General features: G+C 70.7%; 14 protein-coding genes. 7 read left to right on the forward strand and 7 right to left on the reverse strand.

Annotated features, from left to right (window positions below; genetic code table 11):
* Positions 1-56 precede the first annotated feature (56 nt).
* Positions 57-647 (forward strand): hypothetical protein, encoded by a 591-nt coding sequence (locus H4W80_RS50300; RefSeq protein ID WP_192791549.1) that lies wholly within the window; start codon positions 57-59, stop codon positions 645-647.
* Positions 648-762: 115 nt separating this feature from the next.
* On the opposite strand, the gene H4W80_RS50305 is transcribed toward H4W80_RS50300, so the two are convergent.
* Positions 763-1461 carry a class I SAM-dependent methyltransferase gene (locus H4W80_RS50305; RefSeq protein ID WP_192794221.1) on the reverse strand — a complete coding sequence of 233 codons (699 nt, stop codon included), beginning with the start codon at positions 1459-1461 and terminating at the stop codon, positions 763-765.
* Positions 1462-1545: 84 nt separating this feature from the next.
* On the opposite strand from H4W80_RS50305, the gene H4W80_RS50310 reads away from it, so the two are divergent.
* The 3 genes from H4W80_RS50310 to H4W80_RS50320 are packed head-to-tail and all read left to right on the forward strand — an operon-like array spanning position 1546 to position 3624.
* Complete coding sequence (locus H4W80_RS50310) at positions 1546-2154, forward strand: TetR/AcrR family transcriptional regulator (protein ID WP_192791550.1); 609 nt, start codon at positions 1546-1548, stop codon at positions 2152-2154.
* The gene (locus H4W80_RS50315; RefSeq protein ID WP_192791551.1) at positions 2151-2351 is read left to right on the forward strand and encodes a ferredoxin; all 201 of its coding nucleotides are present in this window, start codon (positions 2151-2153) and stop codon (positions 2349-2351) included. The genes H4W80_RS50310 and H4W80_RS50315 overlap by 4 nt, the downstream gene beginning before the upstream one ends.
* A 1-nt stretch (position 2352) precedes the next feature.
* Positions 2353-3624 (forward strand): cytochrome P450, encoded by a 1272-nt coding sequence (locus H4W80_RS50320; protein WP_192791552.1) that lies wholly within the window; start codon positions 2353-2355, stop codon positions 3622-3624.
* A gap of 61 nt (positions 3625-3685) precedes the next feature.
* Here the strand turns inward: H4W80_RS50320 and H4W80_RS50325 are convergent, their stop codons facing one another.
* Genes H4W80_RS50325 through H4W80_RS50340 form a run of 4 tightly spaced genes read right to left on the reverse strand, consistent with a single transcriptional unit; the run spans position 3686 to position 9324 of the window.
* On the reverse strand, positions 3686-6253 hold the full coding sequence (locus H4W80_RS50325) for a family 78 glycoside hydrolase catalytic domain (RefSeq protein ID WP_318787435.1): 2568 nt from the start codon (positions 6251-6253) through the stop codon (positions 3686-3688).
* Between the two features lie 7 nt (positions 6254-6260).
* The gene (locus H4W80_RS50330; protein WP_192791553.1) at positions 6261-7088 is read right to left on the reverse strand and encodes a carbohydrate ABC transporter permease; all 828 of its coding nucleotides are present in this window, start codon (positions 7086-7088) and stop codon (positions 6261-6263) included.
* Positions 7085-8014, reverse strand: coding sequence for a carbohydrate ABC transporter permease (locus H4W80_RS50335; RefSeq protein ID WP_318786804.1), 930 nt, complete (start codon positions 8012-8014; stop codon positions 7085-7087). Before H4W80_RS50335 ends, H4W80_RS50330 begins: the two co-directional genes overlap by 4 nt.
* Positions 8011-9324 (reverse strand): ABC transporter substrate-binding protein, encoded by a 1314-nt coding sequence (locus H4W80_RS50340; protein WP_318787436.1) that lies wholly within the window; start codon positions 9322-9324, stop codon positions 8011-8013. Before H4W80_RS50340 ends, H4W80_RS50335 begins: the two co-directional genes overlap by 4 nt.
* Before the next feature lie 231 nt (positions 9325-9555).
* On the opposite strand from H4W80_RS50340, the gene H4W80_RS50345 reads away from it, so the two are divergent.
* Positions 9556-10590 carry a LacI family DNA-binding transcriptional regulator gene (locus H4W80_RS50345; RefSeq protein ID WP_192791554.1) on the forward strand — a complete coding sequence of 345 codons (1035 nt, stop codon included), beginning with the start codon at positions 9556-9558 and terminating at the stop codon, positions 10588-10590.
* A 10-nt stretch (positions 10591-10600) separates the two neighbouring features.
* On the opposite strand, the gene H4W80_RS50350 is transcribed toward H4W80_RS50345, so the two are convergent.
* Positions 10601-10975, reverse strand: a complete 375-nt coding sequence (locus H4W80_RS50350) for a DoxX family protein (RefSeq protein WP_192791555.1) — start codon at positions 10973-10975, stop codon at positions 10601-10603.
* Positions 10976-11097: 122 nt separating this feature from the next.
* On the opposite strand from H4W80_RS50350, the gene H4W80_RS50355 reads away from it, so the two are divergent.
* Together H4W80_RS50355 and H4W80_RS50360 are read left to right on the forward strand one after the other, a co-directional pair.
* Positions 11098-11676 carry a MarR family winged helix-turn-helix transcriptional regulator gene (locus tag H4W80_RS50355; protein ID WP_192791556.1) on the forward strand — a complete coding sequence of 193 codons (579 nt, stop codon included), beginning with the start codon at positions 11098-11100 and terminating at the stop codon, positions 11674-11676.
* On the forward strand, positions 11673-12557 hold the full coding sequence (locus H4W80_RS50360) for a dioxygenase family protein (protein ID WP_192791557.1): 885 nt from the start codon (positions 11673-11675) through the stop codon (positions 12555-12557). Before H4W80_RS50355 ends, H4W80_RS50360 begins: the two co-directional genes overlap by 4 nt.
* A gap of 36 nt (positions 12558-12593) precedes the next feature.
* Here the strand turns inward: H4W80_RS50360 and H4W80_RS50365 are convergent, their stop codons facing one another.
* On the reverse strand, positions 12594-13625 hold the full coding sequence (locus H4W80_RS50365; protein ID WP_192791558.1) for a LacI family DNA-binding transcriptional regulator: 1032 nt from the start codon (positions 13623-13625) through the stop codon (positions 12594-12596).
* Between the last annotated feature and the right edge of the window lie 35 nt (positions 13626-13660).

Genomic DNA, 13660 nt, shown 5'->3' on the forward strand with positions numbered 1-13660 from the left:
CCAGATTCGCCGCCGCCCGACCGGGCGGCGGCGAATCGCATAACAAGAAGGTTTCCATGACAAATAACGTGAGCCCGTCCCCGATCGAGGATCAATGGGGGTTCCTGTCGTCGCACGGATTCTCGGCACGATTCGCCGGCACCTGGGTGGAAGGCGGTGATCCTGAGTCGGCCGCCCATATTCTCCGCGCCGACCCGGCCAGCAGACTTGATTGCGACTTCCAAACGGCCATGCAGTCGTACGACCCATACTCGTCCGAGGAGATGGTTTGGATAGGCGTACACGCTCCCGGATGGCTGCACATCATCAGCCTCAGTGGCGTCGGCATCGCCCCTGGCCCGCTCAGCGTGGACGGGCGACGACTCTTCTATCTGGAATACGATGACGGAGAAGGCGTCCACGGTCTCAGCTACTGGCGCGACGGCAAAGGGCGAGGGCAATACGGGCGAGATTCAAACACGCTGGGGGAGCTTGAATCACTGTTCGACACGCACCGTGTCGACACCACCGCGGCCCAGGACGACGAAAGCGAACTCAATTCCTACCTGCACTTTCTGGGGCTCGTCACCGGGAGATTCATCGATCAGGACTGGCTCATGTCCCCTCGAACGCTCTACCGTATTCCAGATGACGCGTGGAGTTGGTAAGGCTCCCGAAACGCCTCGAACGGTACTCGCCGCTCCAAGTGTGACTGAGCGCTTCAGCCGGCGGGAATCGCCCGCTGAACGCTCAGTCACCGCAGTTGATCGTTACGAGGCGCCGTCAGCCGGCTTCTAGAACGAAGAACAAGAAGCACAGGAACCTCGTGCGGGTGGGCTCGATCTCATGGAACTCCTCGGGGAACAGTTCGCGGGCTTCCGGCACGAACGGCGGTTCGCTGATGACGCTGATGCGAAAGCCCGCCGCGGTGAAGGCTTCGGTCATCGCGTGCAGCGGCCGGTCCCAGAACTTCATCTGGGCGGTCTGCCCACCCATGGTCCATTCGTCGGTTCGGCTGCGGGTCTCGAAGTACTTGGGCTTTTCCCCGGCCATGTGCTGAAAGAGAGCGATGGAGAAAGGATGGTCGACCGAGACGAGGAATCTGCCGCCAGGCCTCAGCACGCGTCGAAGCTCGGCCAGCGTCGGTCCCCAGTCTTCCAGGTAGTGCAGCACCAGCGACGCGATGACGTCGTCGAAGGCCTCGTCGGAGAAGGGCAGTGGGCCGGCCAGGTCGGCGACCCGCAGGGCGGCGTCGGTGCCCAGCCGCTGCCGGGCCTGCTCCAGCATCCCGGCGCTCGCGTCGATGCCGGTGACGATGGCGCCTCGATCGCGCAGCTCGGCGAACAGGGGGCCTGAGCCGCAGCCGGCGTCGAGGATGAGCCGGCCGGTCACGTCCCCGGCGAGTTCCAGCATCGCGGGACGCTCGTAGTACGCGTTCAGGAGGCTGGTCTCGTTCTCGGCCGTGTACCCCTCGGCGATCATCCACACCGGACATCCGTTGCGTACCGCCCAGGCCCGGCCGGGGACGTGCTTGACGTATCAAATGAACAATCTTTAAATTCACTCATGGGTCGCATCGCGGGCGTCACGGCCGCCGAGACGCGTGAGCGGTTGCTGAAGGCGGCCGCTGAGGTGTTCGCCGCCCGCGGGTACGACGGCACGCGCGTCGCCGACATCGCCGCCGCCGCAGGGGTGAGCAACGGCGCGCTCTACGCGCACTTCGGCTCCAAGGCCGAGCTGCTCGTCGCCGCCCTGCGCGCCCACGGGCGGCGGATCCTGGCCGGCCTGTTCGCCGCCGACCCCGACCGGTCGGCCGCGGAGCTGCTCCTGGTTCTCGGACGGCGGCTGCCGCGCCCCCGCGAGGCGCCCGGTTACCTCGTCGTCGAGGCGCTGGTCGCGGCCAGGCGGGACGAGGACGTCGCCCGGCCGATGCGTGACTACGTGGGGGAGCGGGCCGACTGGATCGCCGAGCTGGTACGCACGGGCCAGCGCGACGGGGAGCTGGACGCCGGGTTGTCACCGGAGGCGCTGGCCCACTTCTGCCTGCTGCTGGCGATGGGCAGCGCGCTCATCACGCCGGACCTGCACGCCGTCGACGACGCCGAGTGGTCGGCCCTGCTGACCCGCGTCGTGGCCGCCATCGCCCCACCGGACAGAGCGGAGAACCCGCAGTGAAAGTACAGATCGATCCCGGGCGCTGCCAGGGACACGGCCGCTGCTACGACCTGGCCCCTGGCCTGTTCGGCGAGGACGACGAGGGCTACGGGCAGGTCGTCGCCGACGGCGTCGTGCCGCCGGGGGAGGAGCCGGCGGCGCGCCTGGCGGTGGCCAACTGCCCGGAGCGGGCGATCGACCTCGTGGAGGAGGCGTGAGATGACCGTTGACGACCGTTTCAGCCAGGGCTTCTTGGACCCGGGAGACGACCCGCCCCTCGGCACGCGCAGCGAGATCGTCACCGGCCCGGTGTCCGACTGGGCGACCGACTTCTCCCACCTGGAGCCCGAGTGGGCCGCGGACCCGTACCCCATCCAGGACGAGCTGCGGCGGCGCTGCCCGATCGCGCACACCGACCGCTTCGGCGGCGGCTGGCTGCCGACGCGGCACGAGGACGTGGCGGCCATCGCGTACGACACCGAGCGCTTCTCCTCGCGCTCGATCATCATGAGCAACTTCCGGCCGCCCCGCGAGGTCGCGCCGATCGGCGGCTCGCCGCCGATCTCCTCCGACCCGCCGTTCCACCACGACGCGCGCAGGCTGCTGCTGCCGGCGTTCACCAAGACCGCCGTCGCCAGGCGGGAGGCGTCCACGCGGGCGCTCTGCCATGAGCTCATCGACGGGTTGGCCGGCCAGGACGTCGTGGACGCGGCCCGCGACTACGCCCAGCACATCCCGATGCGGGTCATCGCCGACATGCTCGGCTTCCCGCCCGAGGACGGGCCGCGCTTCCGCGAGTTCATCGAGAACGCGCTCGAAGGCGTGAACCGGCCGCCGGAGCAGCGCATGGAGGGGATGGAGCGGCTGTTCGACTACCTGCTCGTCCAGATCCGCGACCACGTGGACCGCCCGCGCGACGACCTGACGACCTACCTCGTCGACGCCGAGCTGTACGGGCGGAAGCTGGAGCCCTCGCACGTGGCGGGGACGATGGCGCTGCTGCTGATCGCCGGGATCGACACCACGTGGAGCGCGATCGGGGCGTCGCTGTGGCACCTGGCCAAGACGCCGCGCGACCGCGAGCGGCTGGTGGCCGAGCCCGGGCTGCTGCCGACCGCGATGGAGGAGCTCCTGCGGGCCTACGCGCCGGTCACCATGGCGCGGCTGGTCAAGGAGGACATGCGCTGGAACGGCGTCGACATGAAGGCCGACGACTGGGTCCTGCTGTCGTTCCCGGCGGCCAACCGCGACCCGGAGCAGTTCGACCGGGCCGGCGAGGTCGTCATCGACCGCGAGGTCAACCGGCACGCCGCCTTCGGCCTGGGCATCCACCGCTGCGTGGGCTCGCACCTGGCCCGCATGGAGCTGCGGATCGCCTTGGAGGTGTGGCTGGAGCGCATCCCCGTCTTCGGCCTCGACGATCCGGCGGCGGTCACCTGGGCCACGGGCCAGGTCCGCGGCCCGCGTACGCTCCCGCTCCGCATCGGCTGAGCGCCGATGGAGCCGCACGGGCCGGTGGCGGTGGACCCGCCACCAGCCCGGCAGCGGGAGATCACATCGTCGTGGTGAACGTGTGGGTCCCGGCGCCCACCTCCTGCGGGATGGCCCCCGGCAGGTCCACCTCGGCGACCGTCCCCGGCGGCACGGTCGCCGTGACCGTGAGCGTCTCGCCGTCCCGCTCCCACGAGACGGACGCCAGGCCGTACGGGGTGTCGAGCCGGGCCGAGGCGTGGGTGAGGTCGCCACCCGGCCGGGGCGCCACGCGCAGGCGGCGGTAGCCGGGGGCGGCCGGGGCGAGCCCGGCCACGGTGCGGTGCATCCAGTCGGCCACCGCGCCGAGCGCGTAGTGGTTGAAGGAGGTCATCTCACCGGGGTTGACCGAGCCATCGGGCAGCAGGCTGTCCCAGCGCTCCCAGATCGTCGTGGCGCCCATCGTCACCGGGTACAGCCAGGACGGGCAGTTGCGCTGGAGCAGCAGCCGGTACGCCGTGTCGTACGCCCCCACCGAGCAGAGCGCGTCGCAGATGAGCGGCGTGCCGACGAACCCGGTGCCGATGCGGTGGTCGTCCTGGTCCACCAGCTCGACCAGGCGCCGCCCGGCCCGCTCCCGCTGCTCGTCCCCGTCCAGCAGGTCGTAGGTCAGGGCCAGGGCGTAGGCGGTCTGGGTGTCGCACGCCAGCCGCCCCGACGGGGTGACGAACTCCCGGCGGAACGCCTCGCGCACCTCCCGCGCCAGGGCCGCGTAGTGCCCGGCGTCGGAGTCGTGCCCCAGCAGGGCCGCCGTCTCGGCCAGGACCGCGGCGGAGTGGGCGTGGTAGGCGGTGGCGACGAGCGCGTGGTCGGTACGGGCCTTGCCGGGGTTGTCCGGCGGCGCGGCCGGGTCCAGCCAGTCGCCGAACTGGAAACCCTCGTCCCAGAGGTGGTTCTCCCCGGCCAGCCCGGCCACCTGGTCCACCCACGCCTTCATGCTCGGGTACTGCCGGCGCAGCAGCCCGAGGTCGCCGAACCGCTGGTAGAGCGTCCACGGCACGAGCACCGCGGCATCGCCCCACGCGGCGGTCGGCGAGTTGCCGAACAGCAGCGGCACCCACGGCACGTAATGCGGCACGGTGCCCTCCTGGACCTGCTCGACGGCCAGGTCGGCGAGCCAGGACGCCAGCGGGCCCGCGCAGTCGAACAGGAAGGAGGCGGCCGGCGCGAAGACCTGGATGTCGCCGGTCCAGCCGAGCCGCTCGTCGCGCTGGGGGCAGTCGGTGGGCAGGTCGACGTAGTTGCCGCGCATGCTCCACACGACGTTGTCGTGCAGCCGGGACAGCAGCGGGTCCGAGCAGGTGAAGTCGCCGGTCCTGCGCATGTCGGTGTGGCAGACCACGGCCACGACGTCGGAGGCCGGGTCCAGCTCGCCGGGCCAGCCGTCGACCTGCGCGTAGCGGAAACCGTGGGTGGTGAAGCGCGGCTCCCACTCCTCCGGCTCGGCGTCGCCGCGCAGCGTGTACTGGTCGAGCGCGGCGGCGTCGCGCAGCGGGCGGATGGCCAGCGCGCCGTTCTCCAGGACCTCGGCGTGCCGGAGGGTGACGGTGTGCCCGGCCGGGCCCTGGACGCGGATGCGCAGGCGGCCGGCGATGTTCTGGCCGAAGTCGAGAATCGTCTCCCCGTCGGGCCCGGTCAGCACCTCCACCGGCGTCAGCGCCTCGACGCGCCGGACCGGCGGGCCGATCGGCGCGATGAGCAGGGCCGGGTCGTGCGGCAGGGAGTCGGCGGGCAGCCAGGCCGCGTCGTCGAAGCCGGGGGCCGACCAGCCGGACGGCAGCAGGCGGGCGTCGTACTTCTCGCCGTCGTACAGGCTGGCGGCGGTGACGGGCCCGCTCGCGCAGCGCCAGCTCCCGTCGGTGGCCAGCACGTCGGTGGTGCCGTCGGCGTAGGCGATCTCGAGCTGGGCGATGAGCGCGGTACGGTCGCCGTACAGGTCGCTCTTGCCGCCCCGGAAGCCGATCCGGCCCCGGTACCAGCCGTCGGCGAGGGTGGCGCCAATGGCGTTGGCGCCCTCGGTCAGCAGCTCGGTGACGTCGTGCGTGCGGTAGCGCAGGCGGTGGCCGTAGCTGGTCCAGCCGGGCGCGAGCACGTCGTCGCCCACGACCCGGCCGTTGATCTCGGTCTCGTGGACGCCGTGGGCGGTGACGTACAGGCGGGCCCGCTCGATCGGGCCGCGGACGGTGAAGTCGCGGCGCAGCAGCAGCGCGGGGCCGTCGGGGAGGCCCAGCAGCTCCAGCGGCGGCGCCGCCGCGCCGGCCGTCCAGTCGGCCGGCTCCAGCAGCCCGGCCTCCGCCCACGACCAGGGGCTCCAGTCGCTGACCGAGCCGTCGCGGCCGTGGACGCGCACCCGGGCGCCGCGCCGTTCGCGCGAGCCGAGTTCGCCGCCCGGCCAGGGCACGAGCACCGACTCCGCCGACTCGACCCGGCCGGTGGCCGTGCCGTCGCTGAGCTCGATCTCGTACGCCTGCTGCCGCCAGCCGGGAAGTTCGGTGGCGACGGTCCACGACAGACGCGGAGCGCTTTCGCCGATGCCGATGGGGTCGTGGTGGTGTTCGAAGACGGGCGCTTCGACATGCACGAGGGTCACGGGTCTCCTAGCCCTTGATGGCGCCGGCGGTCATGCCGGCGACGATCTTGCGGTTGAAGAAGATGAAGAGCAGCAGCGGTGGGATCGTGATGAGCACGATGTCCATGAAGAGCAGGTTCCACTGGGTGTTGTACTGGCTCTGGAAGTTGTAGAGGGTCACCTGCACGGTGGCGTTGTCGTCGCCGGGGGTGAAGTAGAGCGGGTTGACGAAGTCGTTGAAGATGGCCACCGAGGTGGTCAGGACCACGGTGATGGTGACGGGCCGCAGCAGCGGGAAGATCACCCGGAAGAACAGGCCGATCCCGGTGCAGCCGTCGATCTGGGCGGCCTCGTCCAGCTCGCGCGGGATGGCCGCGATGAACGCCCGGAACAGCAGCACCGAGTACGCCATGTGGAAGGCCACCTCGATGAGGATCAGCCCCGGCAGGGTCTTGAACAGGCCGAGCGCCTGCAGCAGCCAGATGGTGGGCACGATCGCGGGCGGGATGATCAGCCCGGTCAGCACCAGGAAGTTGGCCACCGACCCGAGCCGGCCCGTGCGGCGCTGCAGCACGAACGCCGCCATGGAGGCGAACACGACGATCAGCACGACCGACGCGACGGTCAGGACGGTGCTGTTGACGTAGGCGCGCAGCAGCACGTAGTCGCGGGCCTGGATCACGTCCATGAAGTTCTGCACGATCGGCCAGTTGGCCGGCCAGGCGAAGTCCAGGTCGGTGGCCTGCGTCTCGTCCTTGACGGCGGTCAGCAGCATGAGCGCGAACGGGATGAGGAAGATCACCCCGGCCAGCACCAGCGCGATCGCCTCGGCGCTGAGCCTTTTCAGTGCGGTCATGCGGCCACCTGCCTCTTGCCGAGGAAGTAGTTGAGCGGGACGACGATGGCGGTGACGACGACGAACAGCAGCACGTTGCCGGCGGTGGACAGGCCGAAGAAGCCGGCCTGGTACTGCTTGTAGATGATCGAGGCGATGGTGTCGCTGGTGAAGCCGGGTCCGCCGCGGGTCATCGTCCAGATGAGGTCGAAGGAGCGCAGGCCGCCGATGAACGACAGGATGATCACGGAGTACGTGGCGGGCCAGGACAGCGGGAGGGTGACGTGGCGGAAGCGGTGCCAGGCCCCGCCGCCGTCCACGGCCACGGCCTGGTAGTAGTCGCGGGGGATGGACAGGATGCCGGCGATGTAGATGACGGTGGCGATGCCGACGCCCTTCCACACGTCGACCAGGGCGACCGACAGCAGCGCCGTGCCGGCGTCGCCGAGCCAGTCGGGGCCGTCGATGCCGACCACGGCCAGGGCCTTGTTGACCAGGCCGGTGTCGGGCCTGAGCAGGGCGCTGAAGGTGATGCCGACCGCGACCGTGGAGACCAGGACGGGGAAGAACACCACCGAGCGCAGGAAGCCGCGCAGCCGCAGCTTGCTGGTGAGCAGCACGCCGAGGAGCAGGCCGAGGACCACCTTGAGACCGCTGGTGACGACGGCGTAGAACAGCGTGTTGGTGAAGCCGATGCGCAGGTTCTGCTCGGACAGGAAGTCGCGGAAGTTGTCCAGGCCGACGAAGGTGCTGTCGAACAGGGTCCAGCGGGTCAGCGCGAAGTAGAAGGCCATCACCGTCGGCACCAGGAAGATCACCAGGTAGACGACGGCGGCCGGCAGGTACAGCGCGTACGGGTAGGCCGACTTGCGCTTGGCCTGGCCGGCGGGCGGCCGCGTGAGTGCCGGGCCGGGCCCCGTGCGGGGCCCGGCGTCCTGCCTGGTCACCACCCCGCGAGCCCCAACTGCTTGGCCTGCTTCTCCACGTCCTTGTCGTACTGGGCGGCCCCCTCGGCGGCCGGCGTCAGCCCGGAGCCGACGGCGACGGTGATCTGCTCCAGCGACGGGCCCTTGACGGGGGAGAGGAACTCCAGCGCCGGCGAGGTGGCGCTCCTGTCGATGTACGCCTGCAGGTCCTTGGCCACCTGAACGGCGTCGTCCGGCAGCTTGGCGCCCGTGATGCGGTACGGCCCCGAGGGCTGCACGACCTTGCTGACCGCTTCGGTCGCGGCCGGCGAGGCGACGAAGGCCAGGAACTTCTTGGCCGCGTCCACGTTCTTGGTGGTCTTGGGGATGTAGACGCCGCCCGGCTCCCACAGGGTGGCGCCGTTCTTGGCCGGGTCGGTGCCGGGGACACCGAAGAAGCCGACGTCGGTGGCCGCCTGCGGCATCGTGTCCACCAGCGGCGGCACCTGGGCGCTGAGCATCGGGTAGTGCGCGCCCTTGCCCTCGACCAGCATCTTCATGCCCTGGTCGGCGGTCGCCGAGCCGAAGCCCTCGTTGAGGTAGCCCTTGGCCTTGACGTCGGCCAGGTGCTGGAATCCGGCCAGCGCCGCCGGCGTGGTGGCGAACTTGGCCTTGCCCGCGGTGTAGTCGGCGGCGAAGTTGGGGACCGCGGCCTGCACGTTGTAGTAGTCGCCGAGCACGAACAGCTGCGAGGTCCAGGTGTCCTTGAACGTCGAGATCACCGGCGCGATCCCGGCCGCCTTGATCTTCTCGTTGTTGGCCATGAACTCGTCCCAGGTCTTCGGGACCTGCAGGCCGAGCTTCTCGTAGACCTTGCGGTTGTAGAGGATGCCGCCGCCCAAGGCGGTGCCGGAGGGCACGCCGAACACGTGGTCGCCCTGGCTCACCACCGGCAGGAAGTCCTTCTGGACGTTCTGGATCGCCGGGTCGCCGGCCAGGTCCACCAGGGTCTGCGACGGGTTGAGCGCTTGCAGCAGCGACCCGGAGTTGTACGCGAACACATCCGTCATGTCGCCCGTCGAGAGCCTGGTCTTGACAATGTTGTCGCCCTCGCTGCCGGCCGGTCGCGTCTCCATCTCGATCTTGATCTTGGGATTGGCCTTCATGAAGGCTTCCGTCATGGCCTTGGCCGTGTCGACCGCGCCCTGGCCGTTGTCCACGAGGTATTTCAGGGTGACCGTGCCGTCGGCTGCCGGCTCGGCGCCCGAGCCCGAGCCCGAGCCGCAAGAGGTCAGGGCCGTCATCGTGAGAACGGCCAGAGCCGCTCCCAGCGTGCGGTGAGAGGTCTTCACAACGCCCCTCCGGGTCCGTTGAATCGTTTTAACGCCCCCCGATGCGAGTTAACGTAAGCGTTACAGGGCATGGCGTCAAGGCTCGATTTGAGGAACGGTCCCCAATCGTGATCGACGTCGAGTGGGTTGACCCGGGGATCTCCGATCTCTTGAATGGGTAACGTTATTCATCGCGGCACGGGCCTGGAGCTCGTACAATCGGGTCGCGTCGAGTCGAACGGGGTGCGTCACATGGTCACGCGCGACGGGCGGCGACGGGTGACGATCACCGATGTGGCGAGCCACGCCCGGGTCTCCACCACCGCCGTGTCGAAGGTGCTGCGCAACGCCTACGGGGTCAGCGAGGCGATGCGCGCCAAGGTGCAGGCCGCCATCGACGAGCTCGGCTACCGGCCGCAGGCCGCGGCCCGGGCGATGCGGGGGCGCACGTTCACGTTCGGCGTGGTGCTGCCGCACATCAGAAACCCGTTCTTCGCCGACATCCTCGACGGCTTCGACGAGCAGATCGCGGGCGCCGGCTACCAGGCCATCATCGTCCAGGGCAGCGGCAGGGACGCCGAGGCCGAGGTCAGCGCCATTGACGCCCTGGTGGACCGGCAGGTGGACGGCATCCTCGTCGTCGCCGCCGTCGTCGCCAGGGCCCGCCTGGAGGAGATGGCCAGGAACACGCCCACCGTCGTGCTCGGCCGCCACGACCGTTCGGCGGTCTACGACTCCGTGCTCGACGACGACGAGGCGGGGGCCGAGCTGGCCGTCGAGCATCTCATCTCGCTCGGCCACCGCCGCATCGCGCACATCACGCAGAAGGACGTCGGGGCCGTCCGCTCCGTGACGCTGCTGCACACCATCAGGGCCAGGACGTACGAGCGGGTGATGGCCGAGCACGGCCTGGCCGAGCACATCGCCCTGGCCGCCACCGCCTACACCGAGGAGGGCGGCCACCAGGGGACGTGCGAGCTGCTGGCCCGCACGCCCCGGCCCACCGCCATCTTCGCCGGCGCCGACCAGGCCGCGTTCGGCGCGCTCGCGGCCATCCACGAGGCCGGGCTGGCCGTCCCCGGCGACGTCTCCGTGGTCGGCTACGACAACGCGCGCGCGGCGGCCCTCTCCCACATCTCGCTGACGAGCGTGGACCAGGACGGGATCATCATGGGCAAGACGGCGGGGCGGCTGCTGCTGGAGCGGATCGAGGGCCGCACGACCGCGGTGCGCTTCTCCGTCACCCCCACCCTGGTGACCCGCCGCTCCAGCGCCCCGCCCGCCTGACGCGCGGGTGTCAGAAGGAGTACGGCCCGAAGCGACCCCAGGCCACGACGGCGGCCAGCGCGAGGAGCACCGCGTTGATGGCGATCCCCTGGTATTCCTTGCGGCGGGCGTGTACGACCGCGGCCCCGATCATGACGATGACCAGGCCGGCGGCGGCCAGCGGCGTCAGCACCGGGACGATGCCCAGCGCCGCGGGCAGGACGAGCCCGATGCCGGCCAGCACCTCCAGGGCGCCGATCCCCTTGACGGCGCCGGCGGAGAAGTCCTCCGTCCAGGCCAGGCCGGACGCGGCCAGCTTCTCCTTCGGCTGCGACAGCTTCATCAGGCCGGCCCCGGCGAAGGCCAGGGCGAGAAGGCCGGCGATGATCCACAAAACGACGTTCATCGGGAGTCCGATCGATGGCGGGATGACTTAAAGCTTCAACCGGAATCTACGCAGGGCGCACTTGAAGCGTCAAGCGTGAGGAGGCGCGTGATCACTTGATTCATCAAGTTAGAGTGGAGAGCATGGAGCACCCCCAGGAGCCGCGCTGGCTGACCGCCGAGGAGATGGAGAGCTGGCTGGCGCTGGTCAGCGTGCTGATCAAGTTGCCGGCCGCGCTGGACGCGCAGCTGCTGCGCGACGCCGGGATCAGCCACTTCGAGTATCAGGTGCTGGCGGGCCTGTCGATGACCCCCGAACGCACCATGCGCATGAGCGACCTGGCGGTAATCTCGGAGGGGTCGCTGTCCCGCCTGTCCCACGTCGTCAACCGGCTGGAGAAGCGCGGCTGGGTGCGCCGCGCGCCGGACCCGGAGGACGGCCGCTACACCCTGGCCATCCTCACCGGGGAGGGCTGGGACAAGGTCGTCGAGACCGCCCCCGGGCATGTCGAGGCCGTACGCGGCTTCGTCTTCGACGCCCTCACCAAGGCGCAGATCCGGCAGTTGCGCGAGATCGGCCGCCGCATCACCCACGCCATCGACCCCGGCGACGGCTGCCTCGACCGGCACCCGGCCACCGCGCGCCCCGAGCCCGACCCCGACCGGCACCCGGCCACTACACGCCCGGAGCCCGACCCCATCCCCGACCGGGAGCCTTCATGACGTCCATCCTCAACCCGGACATCCCCGCCGGGGCCTACGACGCGTTCCTGCCCGGGGCGCTGCCCCGGGCGCGGGCCCAGCGCCCCTGGACGCCCGCCGACGGCCCGCTCCCCGCTCTCTACCTCAGCCACGGGGCGCCCCCGCTCTTCGACGACGGGCCCTGGATCGGCGAGCTGTTCGCCTGGGCGCAGTCGCTACCCAAGCCCAGGAGCATCCTCATCGTCTCCGCCCACTGGGAGGCCGCGCCGCTGGCGCTGTCCGCGCCCGCCGCCGGCACCCCGCTGGTATACGACTTCGGCGGCTTCCACCCGCGCTACTACGCCATGACGTACGACACCCCCGACGCCGGCGCGCTCGCCCGGCGGGTGACCGCGATGATGCCCGACGGCGAGCCGGTCCACCAGCACCCCAGCCGGGGCCTCGACCACGGGGCGTGGGTGCCGCTGATGGCCATGTACCCGCTGGGCGACATCCCGGTGCTGCAGCTCAGCATGCCGACCCACGACCCGGGCCGGCTGCTGGAGCTCGGGGCGCGGCTGGCCCCGCTGCGGGAGGAGGGCGTGCTGGTGATCGGCTCGGGGTTCATGACGCACGGGCTCCCGTTCGTCACCCCGGAGATGCTCCACCGGGGCGTCGTCCCCGACTGGTCCGCCGACTTCGACGCCTGGGCGGCCGACGCCCTGGCCAGGGGTGACGTGGGGGAGCTGGCGGCGTTCCGGACCCGGGCGCCCGGCATGCCGTACGCCCATCCGACCGTCGACCACTACATCCCGCTGTTCGTCACGCTGGGGGCGAGCGGCCACGCGGAGCGGCCGGTGACGACGGTCATCGACGGCTACATGATCGGGTTCTCCAAGCGGTCCTTCCAGACGGTGGCGTAGCGCCGATACGTACGGCAAGAATCCAGAAAGTTTCGGTCAGCGTGACGGCGGCGCCGTGCTGGCCCGGACGATCAGTTCGGTGCCCAGCTCGACCCGGGTCTGCGCCAGTGGCTCGCCCTGCGCGAGCTTCATGAGCATGGTGGTGGCCGAGGCGGCCATCTCGGTGAGCGGCTGGCGGACCGTGGTCAGCGGCGGGACCGACCACTGCGCCGAGGGCAGATCGTCGAAGCCGACGACGCTCAGGTCACCGGGGACGCGCAGGCCCAGCTCGTAGGCGGCGCGATAGACGCCGACGGCCTGCCCGTCGTTGCAGGCGAAGATCGCGGTCGGCGGGTCGGGCAGGCGCAGCAGCCGGTGGGCCTGGGCCAGCCCGCCCTCGATGATGAAGTCGCCCGAGCCGATCAGCTCGGGGTCGACGGCCACCCCGGCCAGGTCGAGCGCGGTGCGGTAGCCGTCGAGGCGGGCCCGGCTGGACAGGGCCCAGTCGGGGCCGGTGATGACGGCGATGCGGCGATGGCCGAGGTCGAGCAGGTGGCGGGTGGCCGACAGCCCGCCGCTCCAGTTGCCCGCGCCGACCGAGGGGACGCCGGGCCCGGGGTCGCCCGACGGGTCCAGCAGGACGATGGGGATGTCGCGGGTGACGAGCTGGTCGCGCTGCTCCTCGGTCAGCCCGGAGAACACCGCGATCACGCCCGCCGGGCGGCGGCTCAGCACGCCCTCGATCCAGCCGTGCCCGGGGCCGGAGCGCTGCTGCATGTCGGAGATCACCACGGCCAGGTGATGCTCGCGGGCGACCTGGTCGACCCCCTTGATCATCTCGATCGGGTAGTCGCCGTCCAGAGCGTGGAACACCACCTCCACCAGGGCTGACGCGGTGACCCGCCGGCGCTGCCGGCGGTAGCCGTGACGGCGGATGAGGCCCTCGACGAGGGCGCGCGTGTCGGGGGCGACCTCGGAGCGGCCGTTGACCACCTTGGAGACGGTCGCGGTGGACACGCCGGCCAGCTCGGCGAGCTGCGTGATGGTCAGCGGCTGGGGCGTGGCGGACGGCTCCTCGGTGGCGGTCATGGCCGCAGTCTAACGAAAGGTTTTCGGAGTCTGAA

Source organism: Nonomuraea angiospora, from assembly GCF_014873145.1.
GTDB lineage: Bacteria > Actinomycetota > Actinomycetes > Streptosporangiales > Streptosporangiaceae > Nonomuraea > Nonomuraea angiospora.

Coding starts and splice junctions, on each gene's coding strand:
- H4W80_RS50300 (WP_192791549.1), top strand. CDS start 57: ATGACAAATAACGTGAGCCCGTCCCCGATCGAGGATCAATGGGGGTTC.
- H4W80_RS50305 (WP_192794221.1), bottom strand. CDS start 1,461: ATGATCGCCGAGGGGTACACGGCCGAGAACGAGACCAGCCTCCTGAAC.
- H4W80_RS50310 (WP_192791550.1), top strand. CDS start 1,546: ATGGGTCGCATCGCGGGCGTCACGGCCGCCGAGACGCGTGAGCGGTTG.
- H4W80_RS50320 (WP_192791552.1), top strand. CDS start 2,353: ATGACCGTTGACGACCGTTTCAGCCAGGGCTTCTTGGACCCGGGAGAC.
- H4W80_RS50330 (WP_192791553.1), bottom strand. CDS start 7,088: ATGACCGCACTGAAAAGGCTCAGCGCCGAGGCGATCGCGCTGGTGCTG.
- H4W80_RS50345 (WP_192791554.1), top strand. CDS start 9,556: ATGGTCACGCGCGACGGGCGGCGACGGGTGACGATCACCGATGTGGCG.
- H4W80_RS50350 (WP_192791555.1), bottom strand. CDS start 10,975: ATGAACGTCGTTTTGTGGATCATCGCCGGCCTTCTCGCCCTGGCCTTC.
- H4W80_RS50355 (WP_192791556.1), top strand. CDS start 11,098: ATGGAGCACCCCCAGGAGCCGCGCTGGCTGACCGCCGAGGAGATGGAG.
- H4W80_RS50360 (WP_192791557.1), top strand. CDS start 11,673: ATGACGTCCATCCTCAACCCGGACATCCCCGCCGGGGCCTACGACGCG.
- H4W80_RS50365 (WP_192791558.1), bottom strand. CDS start 13,625: ATGACCGCCACCGAGGAGCCGTCCGCCACGCCCCAGCCGCTGACCATC.